The sequence below is a fragment of the Chryseobacterium sp. S90 genome, from assembly GCF_047444895.1.
GTDB lineage: Bacteria > Bacteroidota > Bacteroidia > Flavobacteriales > Weeksellaceae > Chryseobacterium.
This window is the reverse complement of record NZ_JBLGCX010000001.1, coordinates 116837-132475: the sequence shown is the minus strand read 5'-3', so window position 1 is coordinate 132475 and position 15639 is coordinate 116837. Positions and strand designations below refer to the sequence as shown.

General features: G+C 35.1%; 17 protein-coding genes. All 17 read right to left on the bottom strand.

The annotated features are described in order from the left end of the window. Nucleotides 1-252: 252 nt before the first annotated feature. The 17 genes from ACLMCG_RS00685 to udk all read right to left on the bottom strand — a co-directional run bounded on the left by ACLMCG_RS00685 (nucleotide 253) and on the right by udk (nucleotide 15539). The gene (locus tag ACLMCG_RS00685) at nucleotides 253-1431 is read right to left on the bottom strand and encodes an acetyl-CoA C-acyltransferase (RefSeq protein WP_223600790.1); all 1179 of its coding nucleotides are present in this window, start codon (nucleotides 1429-1431) and stop codon (nucleotides 253-255) included. A 58-nt stretch (nucleotides 1432-1489) separates the two neighbouring features. Further along, entirely contained in the window at nucleotides 1490-1900 is a 411-nt protein-coding gene (locus tag ACLMCG_RS00680; RefSeq protein ID WP_223600791.1) for a hypothetical protein, read from the bottom strand. A gap of 2 nt (nucleotides 1901-1902) precedes the next feature. Beyond that, nucleotides 1903-2307: a hypothetical protein gene (locus ACLMCG_RS00675; protein WP_142717992.1), complete on the bottom strand. Its 405-nt coding sequence runs from the start codon at nucleotides 2305-2307 to the stop codon at nucleotides 1903-1905. Nucleotides 2308-2635: 328 nt separating this feature from the next. Then, on the bottom strand, nucleotides 2636-3916 hold the full coding sequence (locus ACLMCG_RS00670) for an MFS transporter (RefSeq protein WP_223600793.1): 1281 nt from the start codon (nucleotides 3914-3916) through the stop codon (nucleotides 2636-2638). Between the two features lie 22 nt (nucleotides 3917-3938). Then, complete coding sequence (locus ACLMCG_RS00665; RefSeq protein ID WP_047425437.1) at nucleotides 3939-4538, bottom strand: bifunctional nuclease family protein; 600 nt, start codon at nucleotides 4536-4538, stop codon at nucleotides 3939-3941. A gap of 189 nt (nucleotides 4539-4727) precedes the next feature. Then, nucleotides 4728-5675 carry an electron transfer flavoprotein subunit alpha/FixB family protein gene (locus ACLMCG_RS00660; RefSeq protein WP_413958399.1) on the bottom strand — a complete coding sequence of 316 codons (948 nt, stop codon included), beginning with the start codon at nucleotides 5673-5675 and terminating at the stop codon, nucleotides 4728-4730. A gap of 42 nt (nucleotides 5676-5717) precedes the next feature. After that, on the bottom strand, nucleotides 5718-6464 hold the full coding sequence (locus ACLMCG_RS00655; RefSeq protein WP_065398045.1) for an electron transfer flavoprotein subunit beta/FixA family protein: 747 nt from the start codon (nucleotides 6462-6464) through the stop codon (nucleotides 5718-5720). 197 nt (nucleotides 6465-6661) lie between these two features. Further along, a complete protein-coding gene (locus tag ACLMCG_RS00650) occupies nucleotides 6662-7369 on the bottom strand; it encodes an SDR family oxidoreductase (RefSeq protein ID WP_413958398.1) in 708 nt (235 codons plus the stop codon). A gap of 79 nt (nucleotides 7370-7448) precedes the next feature. Next, nucleotides 7449-8372 (bottom strand): T9SS type A sorting domain-containing protein, encoded by a 924-nt coding sequence (locus ACLMCG_RS00645; protein WP_413958397.1) that lies wholly within the window; start codon nucleotides 8370-8372, stop codon nucleotides 7449-7451. 210 nt (nucleotides 8373-8582) lie between these two features. Continuing rightward, nucleotides 8583-9503, bottom strand: a complete 921-nt coding sequence (locus tag ACLMCG_RS00640; protein WP_413958396.1) for a T9SS type A sorting domain-containing protein — start codon at nucleotides 9501-9503, stop codon at nucleotides 8583-8585. Between the two features lie 210 nt (nucleotides 9504-9713). After that, nucleotides 9714-11093: a dipeptidase gene (locus tag ACLMCG_RS00635; protein ID WP_223600799.1), complete on the bottom strand. Its 1380-nt coding sequence runs from the start codon at nucleotides 11091-11093 to the stop codon at nucleotides 9714-9716. Nucleotides 11094-11250: 157 nt separating this feature from the next. Then, on the bottom strand, nucleotides 11251-11520 hold the full coding sequence (locus tag ACLMCG_RS00630) for a hypothetical protein (RefSeq protein WP_223600800.1): 270 nt from the start codon (nucleotides 11518-11520) through the stop codon (nucleotides 11251-11253). A 137-nt stretch (nucleotides 11521-11657) separates the two neighbouring features. Then, nucleotides 11658-12806 (bottom strand): class I SAM-dependent methyltransferase, encoded by a 1149-nt coding sequence (locus tag ACLMCG_RS00625; protein ID WP_413958395.1) that lies wholly within the window; start codon nucleotides 12804-12806, stop codon nucleotides 11658-11660. A gap of 33 nt (nucleotides 12807-12839) precedes the next feature. Next, on the bottom strand, nucleotides 12840-13220 hold the full coding sequence (locus tag ACLMCG_RS00620) for a GxxExxY protein (RefSeq protein WP_413958394.1): 381 nt from the start codon (nucleotides 13218-13220) through the stop codon (nucleotides 12840-12842). A gap of 75 nt (nucleotides 13221-13295) precedes the next feature. Then, nucleotides 13296-14459 carry a methylmalonyl-CoA mutase family protein gene (locus ACLMCG_RS00615; RefSeq protein ID WP_413958393.1) on the bottom strand — a complete coding sequence of 388 codons (1164 nt, stop codon included), beginning with the start codon at nucleotides 14457-14459 and terminating at the stop codon, nucleotides 13296-13298. Between the two features lie 104 nt (nucleotides 14460-14563). Further along, nucleotides 14564-14920 (bottom strand): FtsB family cell division protein, encoded by a 357-nt coding sequence (locus ACLMCG_RS00610; RefSeq protein WP_047374422.1) that lies wholly within the window; start codon nucleotides 14918-14920, stop codon nucleotides 14564-14566. 4 nt (nucleotides 14921-14924) lie between these two features. Continuing rightward, nucleotides 14925-15539: a uridine kinase gene (gene udk / locus ACLMCG_RS00605; protein WP_129057369.1), complete on the bottom strand. Its 615-nt coding sequence runs from the start codon at nucleotides 15537-15539 to the stop codon at nucleotides 14925-14927. Between the last annotated feature and the right edge of the window lie 100 nt (nucleotides 15540-15639).

Genomic DNA, 15639 nt, shown 5'->3' with positions numbered 1-15639 from the left:
CATACCTTCATGAAGACTATTTAATATGGTTTAACAGACATACCATAAGATTGTGGAAGCTCTCTTTACCGGTTCTGAACACCTCTGCGGATGTCATCGATACTGTCGTAGGGTTATATAACCAGAAGTTTAACTATAATAGCCTAAAGAGTATAGTAATAACCGTAAGAAAACACTCTGTAACCAAAAAAGCGGGGTTATGAAACCCTGCTTTTTTACTTTGAAACCATAAATTATGGCTTTATCTGTATGTTAGATATTTTCAATAACGATAGCAGAAGCTCCACCACCTCCGTTACAGATTGCTGCTGCACCGTATTTAGCGTTATTTTGCTTCAAAACGTTAATTAATGTAACGATGATTCTTGAACCTGAACTTCCCAGTGGGTGTCCTAATGCTACAGCTCCTCCGTTTACGTTTACTTTAGCAGCATCTAATCCTAAGATTTTGTTGTTAGCCAATCCTACTACTGAAAAAGCTTCGTTGAATTCAAAGAAATCGATATCAGAAACTTCTAATCCTGCTTTTTTAAGGGCGATAGGTAATGCTTTTGCCGGAGCAGTTGTAAAGTTTTCAGGCTCGTGTGCTGCATCAGCGTAAGAAACGATTTTCGCAAGAGGTTTCAATCCAAGTTCTTCCATTTTTTCTTTAGAAACAAGGATCAATGCAGAAGCACCGTCATTCAAAGTAGATGCGTTAGCTGCTGTTACTGTTCCTTCTTCTTTTTTGAATACGGTAGGAAGGGTTGAAATTCTGTCGAAGTTTACTGCTTTGTATTCTTCATCTTCAGCAAAAATTACAGGCTCTCCTTTTCTCTGAGGAATAGAAACCGGTACAATTTCTTCACTGAATTTCCCTTCGCTCCAAGCTTTTGCAGATCTTTTGTAAGATTCTACAGCGAAGTTATCCTGATCTTCTCTTGTGATATTATAGTCTGCTGCACATTTTTCTGCACATACTCCCATATGTACTTTGTTGTATACGTCTGTAAGACCGTCAAGCACCATTCCATCAAGCATTTTGATATCGCCTAACTTTGTAGCCACTCTTGCATTGTAATAGTGAGGAACTAAAGACATATTTTCCATACCTCCGGCAACAATTACTTCTGCATCACCAGCTTTGATTGCCTGAGCAGCCATTGTTACAGCCTTCATTCCTGAAGCACAAACTTTATTAACTGTAGTAGAAGGTGTATTGATTGAAAGACCTGCTCCTAAAGCTACCTGACGAGCCGGCGCCTGGCCTTCTCCTGCCTGCAGAACATTCCCCATATAAATTTCCTGAACAGCATTAGGATCTAAACCAATTTTATCCAGTGCTCCTTTTACAGCAGTTGCTCCCAGTTTTGTAGCCGGAACTGTTGACAAGCTTCCCATAAAACTCCCCATAGGTGTTCTTACTGCGGAAACGATGAATACTTCTTTCATGTATATAATTTTTATTTTTAGCTAAACGGAACAAAGATTCCGTTTTATTAGGTTGAATTTATTTCACTTTTACATAAACCACATCAAACTGAGTTCCTTCAATTTTAGTATTAACTTTCAGAAGGTTATCCTGAGTTGCTATAATTTTATTATTGAAGACATCTCCTATCTGTATGGGATTATCTTTATCAGATTTCTCCATAATAATTGCTTTGTAGTTGCAGTCATCCACAAAAACCAATGTTGATTTGATATAGTCTTTTCCATTATTGAAATATTCAGTCTGAACATTATCTTTAATGGTCATATGCCATATTCCTTCCGGGTAATTGGGTCTCACAAATTTACCTTCTTTTATATTGGCACATTTAGGCGGATTATCCGGTTTTTTCTGATTTGCAGTCTGCGCGTTAATCTGTGTAGCTGCCATCAAGAAAATTCCTGCGGAAAATATTTTTAAGAAGTTCATCTTTATAGTTGTGTTCGATTATTTACTTTTTTGCTTCCTCCTGCAAAAACCAAAAGGAAAGCTCCTAAAAATTCTACAGCCCAGCCCCATTTCAGCTTAACGATTCCGGCAAAAGTTTCCTGCCATGATTTGAATGGTAAAAAGCTAAAGTATTGCAAAGACTGCATTTTCACAGCGAATAAGGTAAATGCAAATAAAAGGATAAGCAAAATACCAAAAAATCTTACGATTTTTACGCTGTTATTGACAATTCCAAAAACTGCACATGCAGCAAATATCCAGCATGCAATAGCCAGATAATGATCAAGTTTCCAATAGTTCCAGTTCCCAATAACAGGCACGTGTACCAAGGGTAAAAAACTGCCTGCTACTACTAACAGTAATCCTAATAACTGAATATTTTTCATATTTACTAAAGTGCCAAAATACAAAAAAAAACACACTTTTAGATAGTGTGTTTTAAAAATAGGATTTCTTTACCCGAACACTTGTTAGTTATAAAAAAGCCTTAATATTATTATTTATTACACAAAGAAAAAGGCTATTTATTGTTAAATTAAAAATTAATATTTACGATCTTTATCCCGATCTGAAGTCCATATTTTTTCTTCAGCAAAGACTTGTCATCGAAAGTGGATGTAAAGTCTTTCCGGAAAGCAACATTCCGGTCTTAAAATAAAAAAAATTGCATTTTTTAAAAAATGCAATTTAATATCTTAAGAATGTTAGTTTTAATTAATGTTTTACTGATGAAACATCTTCCGGGTTGTGTTTGTGTTTAAAAATAACTGCGAATAATACTGCAACTACTAAAGCATATCCTGCAAAAATATACCATGACATTTCCCATCCTTTAAGCTGTAACAAAGGGTCAGTTTGAGAAAATACATAATGATTCACAACTTCCTGCGCTAACAGCATCCCAATTGTTGCTCCAAAACCATTGGTCATCATCATAAACACTCCTTGTGCACTGGATCTTATACTTTTATCTGTTTCTTTATCTACAAAAAGAGAGCCGGATACATTGAAAAAATCAAATGCAATACCATATACGATCATAGACAAAATAAACATCCAGACTCCATTTCCAGGATTTCCAAGTCCAAATAAACCAAATCTCAAAACCCATGCAAACATAGCCATTAGCATTACTTTTTTAATTCCAAATCTTTTTAAGAAGAATGGAATCAACAAAATACATGCTGTTTCAGACACTTGAGACAAGGAAATTAAAGCATTAGCATGATTAGCTCCCCAAGTATCTTTAAATGATGGAATATCTTTAAAGCTAGTTATAAAAGGATTTGCATAACCATTGGTGATCTGAAGGGAAACTCCTAATAGCATAGAAAAGATAAAGAATGTTGCCATTTTTTTATCTTTAAATAAACTAAAAGCCTTTAATCCCAAAGCATCATATAAGCTTCTTTTTTCATCGCTTTTGTTAACGGGGCATTCAGGTAAAGTAAATGAATATAGGAATAAGATAATTCCTAAAACACCTGAAACAAAAAACTGCGAATAATTATTCTGATAACTTGTAAAGTCTACAAATAACATTGCACAGATAAACCCAATAGTTCCAAAAGTACGAATTGGAGGGAAAGCCTTGATGGTATCAAAATTATTATTAACAAGAACCGTATAGGCTACAGAGTTTGACAATGCAATAGAAGGCATATAAAACATCACACTCAAGCTATACAAAGCAAATAATTTGGAAAATTCAATGTTATTTCCAGCTGACATCCCATAATATCCTGCAGCCAGTAAAAATACCGCAGCAAGTAAATGACAGATTCCAAGGAGTCTTTGTGCCTGGATCCATCGATCTGCAATAATTCCCATAATTGCAGGCATAAAAATAGAAACAATTCCCTGCATTGCATAGAAAAGACCTATTTTGGAGCCTAGTCCTATAGAACCTAAATAATTTCCCATAGAAGTTAGATAAGCTCCCCAAACTGCAAACTGAAGAAAATTCAGGACAGTCAGTCGTAATTTTAAATTCATAGTTTATATAAAAAGTATCTCTTTAGTCAATTGTCTTTTTCCTTCTCTTGATTTCTTCCTGGATTTCAAGAGCAGTATCATAGTCTTCTTCTTTAACGGCATCCTCCAGTAATTTCTGAAGTTCTTCCATAGAAAGAGATTTTAAGTTGTCTTCTGTCTGTACAGTTTCTGAGAAAGACTGGTCTTCTTTGGCAACATCTTCCAGTTCTAATAAGATCCCGGCTTCATTCAGAACCTGCTGTGTGGTAAATATCGGCGCATCAAATCTTACTGCCATTGCAACAGCATCTGAAGTTCTGGCATCAAGGATCAATTCTTCATCGTTCACTTTATTTTTAAAGTTGATATTGGAGAAGAATACTCCGTCTACAATCTGATAAATGATCACAGAGATCAGTTCATAGTTGGCAGAGACTATAAATTTTGTAAATAAATCATGAGTAAGAGGACGCGGCGGATGAATATCTTTTTCCAATCCGAGAGAGATAGACTGGGCTTCGAAATTTCCTATAACAACAGGTAATTTTATGTGTGTTTCTTCATGCTCCAGTAACAATGCGTACGCCCCTGATTGTGTCTGGCTGTACGATATTCCGCGAATAATTAGCTGCTTATAATCCATAACTACAAATATAGATTAATTTTTCATTGTGATTTTACTTTTTTACGCAAAAATAAAAGCCCGGAAAGCCGAGCTTTTATCTGTATTGTTGATGATTGTCAAACGTCAATAGTGAATTTTGCTTCGCGAGTGAATTATTTAATTAAAAATTGACGGGCAAAGCGAATTGACTATTCACAATTCACTTTCTTATCCTTTTATTGCTTTAATTTTCTCTGTTAATGCAGGAATAATCTGGAAAGCATCTCCTACTACCCCATAATCAGCAGACTTGAAGAATGGTGCTTCAGGATCGCTGTTGATTACTACGATAGTTTTTGAAGAGTTTACACCGGCAAGGTGCTGAATTGCCCCTGAAATCCCTACAGCAATGTAAAGATTCGGAGAAATAGCTTTACCTGTTTGCCCTACGTGTTCTGTGTGAGGTCTCCATCCGATATCAGAAACCGGTTTAGAACATGCTGTAGCTGCTCCTAAAACGTTTGCTAAATCTTCAATCATTCCCCAGTTTTCAGGTCCTTTCATCCCTCTACCAGCAGAAACAACAACTTCTGCTTCTTTAAGGTCTAATTTTCCTGAGCTCTGCTCGTGAGAGATCACTTTAGTATCTTCATTAGCTACTGATAAATTTTTCACTTCCTCTGAACCTGATACTGCATTTTCTTTAACACCGAAAGCGTTTTGAGAAACCGTAACGATTACTCCGTTTCCTTCAGCTTTTGCATGCATAAAACCTTTTCCTGAGAATGCTCTTCTCCTTACCTGGAAAGGAGAAAGGCTTTCAGGAGCTTCCAAAGCGTTAGTAATTAAAGAATAGTTCTTCATTACAGCAAGCATAGGAGCAATTGAAGAAGCATCAGTTGTGTGAGGGAAAACGATAATGTTTCCGTCTGCTACTTCACTTACAGCCTGTGCGAACGCTTTTGCTGAGAAGTTTTTAAGACCTTCGTCTTTAATATTGATGACGTTTGATGCTCCATATTTGTATAATAAATCTGAAGAATCTGTTGGGTTTACAGAGATTGCCGTAACGGTATCTCCAGCTTTATCAGCAACAGCTTTAGCATAAGAAACTGCTTCAAAAGCTGCTTTTTTGTAAACTCCGTTTATATTTTCTGCGTATACGAATACTGCCATTGTTTTACATTTAAAAATTAAAAAGATTGAAAAATTTAAAGATTAGATTACTTTCGCTTCTTCGTGAAGTAATCTTACCAATTCATCCAGGTTGTCAGGAGAAACCATTTTCACAGCTGCTCTTGGCGGAACGCTGTCATAAGATACTCCCTGAACTTTTACTTCTGAAGAAGTAGGCTCTACTACCTGTAAAGGTTTTGTTCTTGCAGACATAATTCCTCTCATATTCGGGATGATAAGGTCTTTTTCATCTACCAATCCTTTCTGACCTGCAATGATAGCCGGTAATTTCACAGAAATAGTTTCTTTTCCTCCTTCAATTTCTCTTACTGCAGTAGCTTCACTTCCGTTTACATCTAATCCTACTGAAGCGTTTACGAAAGGCTGATTCAATAGCTGAGCCACCATTCCCGGAACAGAACCCCCGTTATAGTCGATAGATTCTTTTCCGCAAAGGATAAGGTCATATCCTCCGTTTTGAGCTACAGCTGCAATTTCTTTTGCTGTAGAATAGCTGTCTTTAGGATCAAGATTTACTCTTACAGCATCATTAGCACCAATTGCTAACGCTTTTCTGATTACAGGTTCTGTAGCAGCATCTCCTACGTTGATTACTGTTACTGTTGCTCCCTGAGATTCCTGAAGTTTAACCGCTTTTGTCAACGCAAATTCGTCTAACGGGTTGATTACCCACTGAATTCCGTTTTTGTCGAAAGCAGATTTATCTGCTGTAAAGTTAATTTTGGAAGTAGTATCCGGAACACTACTAATGCAAACTAATATTTTCATATGTTGTTCTTAATTTTTTATTGGTCATATGTAACCTTAAGGTTTCACGTGTACTATTTTATTTTTTCCCTTTGATGCATAAAATCATGACAGTTTATGCAGAGATTTTGTTTGAATTAATTTTTGCTAATATAAATAAAAAATATATTATGCATGCATAATACTTATTAAATTATTATTCAATACATTAGATGTAGTTACTTGGCTGGTTTTGTTGCCCTAAACTCTATTTTACTTGGCAAAACCCTTGGATTCATCTTTAAAATATCCAATATGAGATTCCCCATATCTTCGGGCTGAATCTTCCAACTGTCTTTTTCAGACGGAATATTTCCATTAAAATGAGTTGCCACCGAACCCGGCATAATCACCGTAGACTTGATATTATATTTCCTTAAATCGATCATTGCAGCCTGTGTAAAACCTACCACTCCGAATTTTGAGGCATTGTATCCTGTTCCGTTTTCAAAGAAGTTAGCACCTGCGAGACTTGAGATGGTAACATAGTAACCTTCTGTCTTTTTCAGTTCTTCTACAGATGCTTTTAAGGTATAGAAAACACCCGTAAGATTGGTTTCTATCATATCATTCCATTCTTCCGCAGTGAGTTCATCTACGGGTTTAAAAATGCCTAATCCTGCATTAGCAATGATATAATCCAGTCTTCCAAACTTTTCAACAGTATATTTTACTGCTTCCTGCTCGCTTTCCAGGCTTCTTACGTCAGAAACAATTCCCAAAACATTTTCTGAATATTGTTTAAGTTCTTCTTCCGCCTTCATGACATCTTCTCGTTTTCTTCCTGAAAATGCTACTGAGATTCCATTTTCAAGTAAAATTTTAGCAATTCCGAAACCAATTCCTTTGGTTCCTCCTGTTATATAAGCTGTTTTATTCTCTGCCATTGATTCCCGATTTTAATTCTCTAAAATAACAAAAACGCTCCAATTGGAGCGTTTTACTGATACTAAGATTTATCAGGATTTATTTTTTTATAAATTTCTCTGTGAAGTTTCTTCCTTCCGTTTCTACATTCAGTAAATAGGCTCCGGAAGATAAGTTTCTTACATTCACCTGATCACCGCTTAAGGTTACATCTACTCTTTTTCCTGACATATCATATACTTCAACATGTTTTATCTTGTTAGGAGTTGTAATTTTTATCACTTCAGTAGCAGGATTTGGATAAATGGATAGTTTCACATCGTTTTTAACAGCATCTCTTGTAGATAGTGATGCTTCATTATTGATTTTGATATTATCGATATAGGCAGAACCTCCATAATTATCATGCACAAAATCCATTCTATTGATATTATTATTACTGAACGGTTGTCCTGTATAGATCAGAGCATCATTCAGGAAATATTGAATTCCTGTGGCCGTAGAAACTATTTTTACTCTGTACCAGGTATTGGCATTCCAGGTTTGGTTTGTATTTACCAAATTACCAGATCCTGCTGTAGCAATTAAAATACTTCCATCATAAGAAAAATCAATATAAGTAACGATTCCTCCAGCTCCTGTTGTACTCACTGTTCTGAACACAAAATCTGAGCTTGATGAACTTTTTTGCGTAAGTCTTACGTCAAATGATTGTGTAAAGCTATTATAGGTTAATGGTGTAGTAAAGGTATAGAAACCACCCATTACAGGGCTTTGTTGTGGTCCATAAGGTAAATCTGGTGTTATTTTTAAACTATTTGAACCCTGGCTTGCCATTTCAGCTGATACCAATTGGCTTGTCAAATATACTGGTGGAGTCCCTCCATCATTTGTAGTAATCCAACCCTGCTGCCCATTAATATTTCCTGTTGTATATCCTTCACTGGCTTCAAAAGAGATAGTCTGCTGGGCATAAGATGATAAGGAAATCAACGAAATTGCGAAAATGTAAAGTTTTTTCATGATATTTTTTAGTTTTGAGCAAATATATGTATTTTAATCAAAAAGACAAAATCAGCGAATATTTTAAACCAAATCAATAATTAACATAATATATTTTAACTTAAACAAATAAAGATATTAAACCTAAAGAAAAGCATCATTTCAAAAAAATCATCCATAAATACAGTCGCAGTATAGAAAGAATACAGGTTTTCAGAATCAATTAATAATTTATCTGATGATTACTTTTTCTGTAAAATTCCTTCCTTCAGTTTTGATATTAACCATATATACACCTGCAGAAAGCCCTCTTACATCCATTCTGCTATTGTTCTTTTCAGTTTTTATCAGCTTTCCTGACTCGTCATAGATTTCAATACTTTTTACTGTACTAAGAGAATTAATATGGATAAAATCAGTTGCAGGATTAGGGTAAACTGATATCTCTTTGGTGGTAACTCTGGAATCTTTAATCCCTAAAACCAATAGTTCACTATTTACTTTAATATTATCAATATAGGCTGATCCCAGGACATTATTATGCACAAAACGCAGCTGGTCTATATTCACTGAACTTGCAGCAGTTCCTGTATAAATAAGAATATTATTGAGGTAATACCTGACATCTGTGGCAGTTCCTATGACTTTTACTCTATACCAGATATTAGGCAGCCAGTTTGAAGATATTGAAATCAAATCCTGTATGCCGGATACTGTATTCAGAATCTTGAACAATCCGGTTTTATCAAAATCCAATCTCACTACAGGCTGATCATCAACGCTATTTACTCCCTGAAAACCAAAATCAGAGCCGTTGAGCTGCGATATATTGATATCAAATGATACGGAAAAGTTGTTGTAAGCAAGAGGTGCCGGCAGGTTATAAAAGCCTCCGATAATAGGATCAGACTGGGTTCCGTAGGTGGCTTCTTTTACAATTTTGAGGGAACTGCTTCCGTCGCTGGCTTTATCTACACTGATGGCCTGATGGGTTACATTTGCAGGAACTCCTCCTGTGGGAGTGCTGATCCATCCTGCCTGGCCATGGATATCACCAACGTTGAATCCTTCATTGAACTCAAAGGATATAGTCTGTTGTGCAAAAACGCAGGCTGACAATAGCAAAAACGCAATTGAGTAGTATTTTTTCATAGTAAATCAAGTTTTGTATTAAAAATATAAACTTTCCTCGAATGGTGAAATAACTTATTGCAAATAAAAAATAACGCTTTTATTCTCAGTGAATTTAATTTTCAAATCTATTAAAAACGTCTTTCCACAAAGATAAAACAGCTCAATCAGGAACAAAAAAATAAGGTATCTCTTTCCAGAAATACCTTACCTTATCTTATTTTCGTTTAATTACTTTGAATAATTTTCAAAGAACAACGGAATACTTTCAATTCCTTTATAGAAATTAAATAATCCATAATGTTCGTTTGGAGAGTGGATCGCATCAGAATCCAACCCGAAGCCCATCAATACAGACTTAGCTCCTAAAACCTGCTCAAACATCGCTGTAATTGGAATACTACCTCCTCCTCTGTATGGAAGAACTTCTTTTCCGAATGCGGATTCCATCGCCTGTTTTGCCGCTGCAAATTCTTTGGTATTGGTTGGTAAAACATAAGGCATTCCTCCATGGTGAGGCGTTACTTTAATTTTTACGGTATCCGGAGCGATTTTTTCAAAATATTTCGTGAATTTTTCCGTGATTTCCTGAGGAGTCTGGTAAGGAACCAAACGCATTGAAATTTTAGCAAAAGCTTTGGAAGGAATGACTGTTTTTGCACCTTCTCCGGTATAACCACCCCAGATTCCGTTGCAGTCTAAAGTAGGACGGATAGATGTTCTTTCTAAAGTTGTATATCCTTTTTCTCCTTCTATATTACTTAATCCAATTGATTTTTTGAATTCTTCAGGATTGTCTTTCAATTTGTTCATATCAGCTCTGTCTGCATCTGAAACCGTTTCTACATTATCATAGAACCCGTCAATTGTAATATGACCGTTTTCATCAATCAGATTAGCGATCATTCTTGAAAGAACGTGAATAGGGTTTGGAACTGCCCCACCGTAAAGACCTGAATGCAAATCTCTGTTTGGACCTTCCACTTCTACTTCTACATAGCTTAAACCTCTCAACCCTGTTGTAACCGTTGGCTGTTCATTACTGTAAATATGAGTATCGGAAATTAAGATACAATCGCAAGTTAACTTCTCTTTATTTTCATTCACCCAGTCTCCTAAGCTTACAGAACCTACTTCTTCTTCTCCTTCTAAGATAAATTTAACGTTACAAGGAAGAGCATTGGTTTTCATCATAGCTTCAAAAGCTTTCAGATGCATGAAGAACTGTCCTTTGTCATCCGCAGAACCTCTTGCAAAAATGGCTCCATCAGGGTGTAATTCCGTTTTTTCAATATAAGGTTCAAAAGGTGGTTTTGTCCATAATTCTAATGGATCTGCCGGCTGAACATCATAATGTCCATACACCAATACTGTAGGTAAACTTTTATCTAAAATTTTCTCTCCGAAAACAATTGGATAGCCTTTAGTCTGGCAAACTTCAACATTATCAGCTCCTGCATTTTTAAGGTGCGCCGCCACTACATCTGCACATTTCAAAACGTCATCTTTATACGCCGGATCTGCAGAAATAGAAGGAATTCTCAATAACTCAAATAATTCATCCACGAAACGCTGTTTGTTTTCGTTAATGTAATTTAATGTCTCTTGCATTGTAAAAATTTATTTTGTTAAAATTAAAAAAAATGCCCGGCAGGAACAAACAAAAAGGGAGGATTTTCCCAACCTTATGCTAATGAGCTTTATAGCCATCTTTTTTAATAAAAAATGCCCTGCAAAAACAGGGCACTTATATATTTTGTACTTCTAATTAGTGTTCAGCTTTTGGAGCCTTTTCAGTTTCAGCAGGTTTTGCAGCAGCAGTACTGTCTGTTTTAGGAGCTACAGCTTCTGGCTTTACAGCAACTTCTTCCTTATGTTCTGCAGCAGCTGCATGTCCGTGACCTTCTCCCTGTGCAGCATCAGAATATCTTTCTACTCCTTCTTCCAGTTTCAAAGTCCCTTTATTTCCACCAGCTGGCACTTTTTTACAACTTACCGCTACTGTTGCAATTGCTAAACATATAACTAATTTTTTCATATGTAAAATTATTTTTTTTAAGATCATATGAAACCGCACTATTTTAACCTATTCTGATGTATCCAAACAGCGGCGATTTCATGTTTAAATTTTTGATTGCCCAAAAGTAAGAAATCCTGCTTTTTTCGGCAACATTTTTATACTGATTTTAATATTATTTTCCCTTTTTTGGATTGTGTAAAAATAAGGTAATGATCTCCTCCATCTTTCAACCCATATTTTTTCTTGATTTCTTCAGGTTTTAAGGGGTAATTTTTTGAAATGATATTAAACTGTTCTTTTTTCTTAATATTTTTAGAGTCAACCGGTTCCATCTCCAAAATTCTTCCTGGAAAATCTTCCTTCTTTTCACTAGAGGTATAAAAATGACTGTTTGGATGAAGCTTTTTCAATCCGAATTTTTGTGAAATCAAATTAAAAACTCCTGCTTTCAAAATAGAGTTATTGGGGATGTAAATGTATTTTTCAGGCTCAGAATATTCCGATTCTGCCCTTTCTTCTTCTCCAAATCTGAAGGTAAAGCCAGATTCTCCACTCTCAAGGTTCACACAGCTGCAGATAATCTCATCTGTATTTTCGTTGGATAAAAAAATAACAACTTCTTTTACATCATTTTTCAGGGCAATAATTTCTATTCTGGAAATACCCGGCAGCACTGATACAAGATATTTAAGATCAATAAGCGGAGAGAGTTTAATAATTACCTGATCGGAAATAGACTGCAATTTTCCCTGAATTTCGAGAATATCAGGAGACAGGTCTTCTAAAAGAAAAACTTTGTTTTTCTGCTGATCTCTTCTGGCGGGATCAAGGTAAATAACATCAAAATGTTTCTGATTTTGGCTCAGAAAATCTTCAAGCTTTTTGTTGATAAAACTTGCCTGACGTCCTAAGGTACCCCAGTTATGCTCAACAATTTCTAAAAGTTCTGTATTCTGCTCTACCAAAGTGACATGATCAAAGTTTTGGGACAGATAATAGGCATCAATACCAAAACCGCTCGTAAGATCAATAAATGTACTCCCTTTCAATATTTTGGATTTATAAAGGGCCGTTTTTTCTGATGATGCCTGCTCCAGGTTAAGCTGTGGTGGAAAAATGATCCCTTCTTTTAAGAGAAAAGGAAATTTTCTTTCAGCAACCTGCTTTCCTTTGATCTGCTGTACAATTTCCTGCATAGAAACTTCCGGAAAAGGCGATTTTTTTAGCAGCAATGCATGTAAATCCGTATTCAGATTTGCATTGATATAGTTTTGGATTTCTTTAGTTGATATTTTGTTTCCCACAGATTTCACAAATTGCACAGATTATGGTGCTTATTAAATGTTTCCGTTTATTTTTCGAATAATACTTTTATCAATATAATCAGTATTGAAATTAACCAATATTCCTAATTTCAGTTTGGTTAATTTTAAGTAGGTTAGGAGCTGCTTGTGATGAACATTAATTATTTCAGGAATTGATTTTATTTCAATAATAACTTTGTCTTCAACAATAATATCAGCAATAAAACTTGAATCAATAAAAATTCCCTTAAATGTTATGGGTATTGGAACTTGAGTTTTAACGCTTAAACCGTTATTTTTTAATTCAAATGCCAAGACTTTCTCATAAACTTTTTCTAATAAACCTGGTCCCAATTCATTATATACAGAAAAAATAGATTTTCTGATATAAAAACTTATCTCATTTTCATTCATTTGTGTATAATTTAGTTTCTACAGTTGTACTGTAAAAATCTGTGTCATCTGAGAAATCTGTGGGAGCAATTAAATTTACTCAAACATTTCAGCCCAACGAACGGCTTTTATTTCTTTTTCGTTGTAAAGATCTCCTATAGACTTTTTAACGTCTAATTTAGGGTATAAATTCACTCCAATCAGCTTTATTTTCCCCTCTTCAATCCATTGTTGTTCTTGAACCGCATGATCATAGATCTTTTTCTGAATAATGCCTTGTTTTAACAATTCAAGGTAACCTCCTGCTTCTTCAATTTCAACAAATAATGCCCAGGATTTTTCTGCAAACTGTTTTGTAATATCCTCAATATAATAACTTCCGTTCGCTGCATCTTCAAATACATTGATGATACTTTCGTAAGCCAGCACAATCTGTTGTTTAAAAGAGATTTCTTCCGAATTATCCGTACTTCTGTTTACCAGATAATTATTGGTAAAAACAGCATCAGCTCCTCCGATCATTGCGGAAGCAAGTTCTAATGTAGAACGGATCAGGTTGTTTTCATTATCAGAAACAGCCTTATTTCTCAATGAAGTCTCTGCAAAGATGTATGGAACTTCGTCCATCCCATATTCTTTGGAAAGCTGGTTGAAAATGATTTTAAAGGCTCTCAGTTTTGCCATTTCAAAGAAATAATTTCCTCCTACGGCTATTCTGAATATCAGTTTATTCAAAATTTCAGCACCATAAGCTTCTACCAGCTCCTTAGTTTTTGCGAGCGCAATACCAAGCTGTTGATAAATAGCTGCTCCGGCATTCTGATGCAGTGAAATATCAACACAGATATTTCTTTTAAAGTCTTTAGCCAGTAATTCTTTAGCCAGCTGGTCGTCTATATTTCCTTCTTTTTCATTAAAAATGTCAATCAATGAAAAATACTGGTCTTCTTCTTTGGGACTGATGTGCCCTGCCAATTCTTTGTTATTGACAAAAAGAGTTTTCTGATCCAGATTTTCTACGTTATGATCAAGGATAAATGCAAATACTTCTTCTTCTAAACTTTCATGGTATTTTGCTACCAAATGGGTACTCTCTTCAACTCTGGGCAGATTTACCAAAGGCTTCTGAACTTCCGTGTAAAACGGCTTCACTTCTATTCCTTCCAAATTCTGCTTTTCTAAAATTGGGTAAATATCCTCTGTCTTAAGTTGTTTTTTGACTAAATTCTCCCAGTTTGAAAATATATCTGTATTTGACATTAGCTTTTTTATTTGTGAATGGTCAATGGTGAATTCTGCTTCGCAAGTGAATTTTAAAAACTAAAAATTCTTTTCGTCATTAACGTAATTCTATTCAACTTTTATTACTTTTTAGCAACTTTTGTGCTGTCTACCACCAAAATGAAGATCTCTTCATTCGGTTTTTTCATGAAATAATTTTCTCTTGCGTATTTTTCTTTCTCTGATTTGTTGTTCATCAGTTTTTTATAAAAAGCATCATTTTTTTCGTATTCTTTTTTGTAAAAGTCCAGCTGCTCTTCATATTTTCTGATCTCACCATTGAGTTCATTAATTACAAGAAATGAGGTTTTATCGAAAAAAATCATCCATACCAAAAACAGACAGATCGTAATGGTATACTTGTTCAAAACATATTTCTGTATAAGTTTGAATGTTTCAGATTTCGGCTGAATGTCTTTGATAAGGTTGTTTTCTTCCATTTTTTTAATGTTTTTTCAACGAGTTTTTAATAACAGTAGTTAAAAAATCAATCGCTACGGAATTCTGCTTCATATTAGGGATAATAAGATCGGCATCATTTTTAGATGGCTCTATGAATTCCTGGTGCATTGGTTTCAATGTAGTCTGATAACGGTGTAATACTTCGCTCAGATCTCTTCCCCTTTCCTGGGTATCTCTCCTGATCCTCCTGATCAGCCTTTCGTCAGAATCTGCGTGAACAAATACCTTCAAATCAAATTCTTTCAGTAATTCTTTGTTGGTAAGAACCAGAATTCCTTCTACTACCAATACGTTTTTAGGTTCTACAGTGACATGATCTCCTGTTCTGGAATGAGTAACAAAGCTGTAAATGGGCTGTTCAATAGGCTCATTATTTTTTAAAGCTTTTACATGTTTTATCAGTAGGTCAAAGTCTATTGATTTCGGATGGTCATAATTAAGAGCTTCTCTTTCTGTCAATGTAAGACCTTGGTTGTCATGATAATAATTATCCTGAGAAAGGATATTCATTCCTTCAATATCAAGCTGCTGAAGTATCTTATCAACAACTGTAGTTTTGCCGGATCCTGTACCACCGGCAATTCCTATTACAAGCATTATTTTTTTGTTTCTTTATAGTTGGTACAAATATACTATTTTAGATAAAATATGACAATGTAAGAGTATTGAGAAATTAAAAGATTAAAGCATTTAAAGA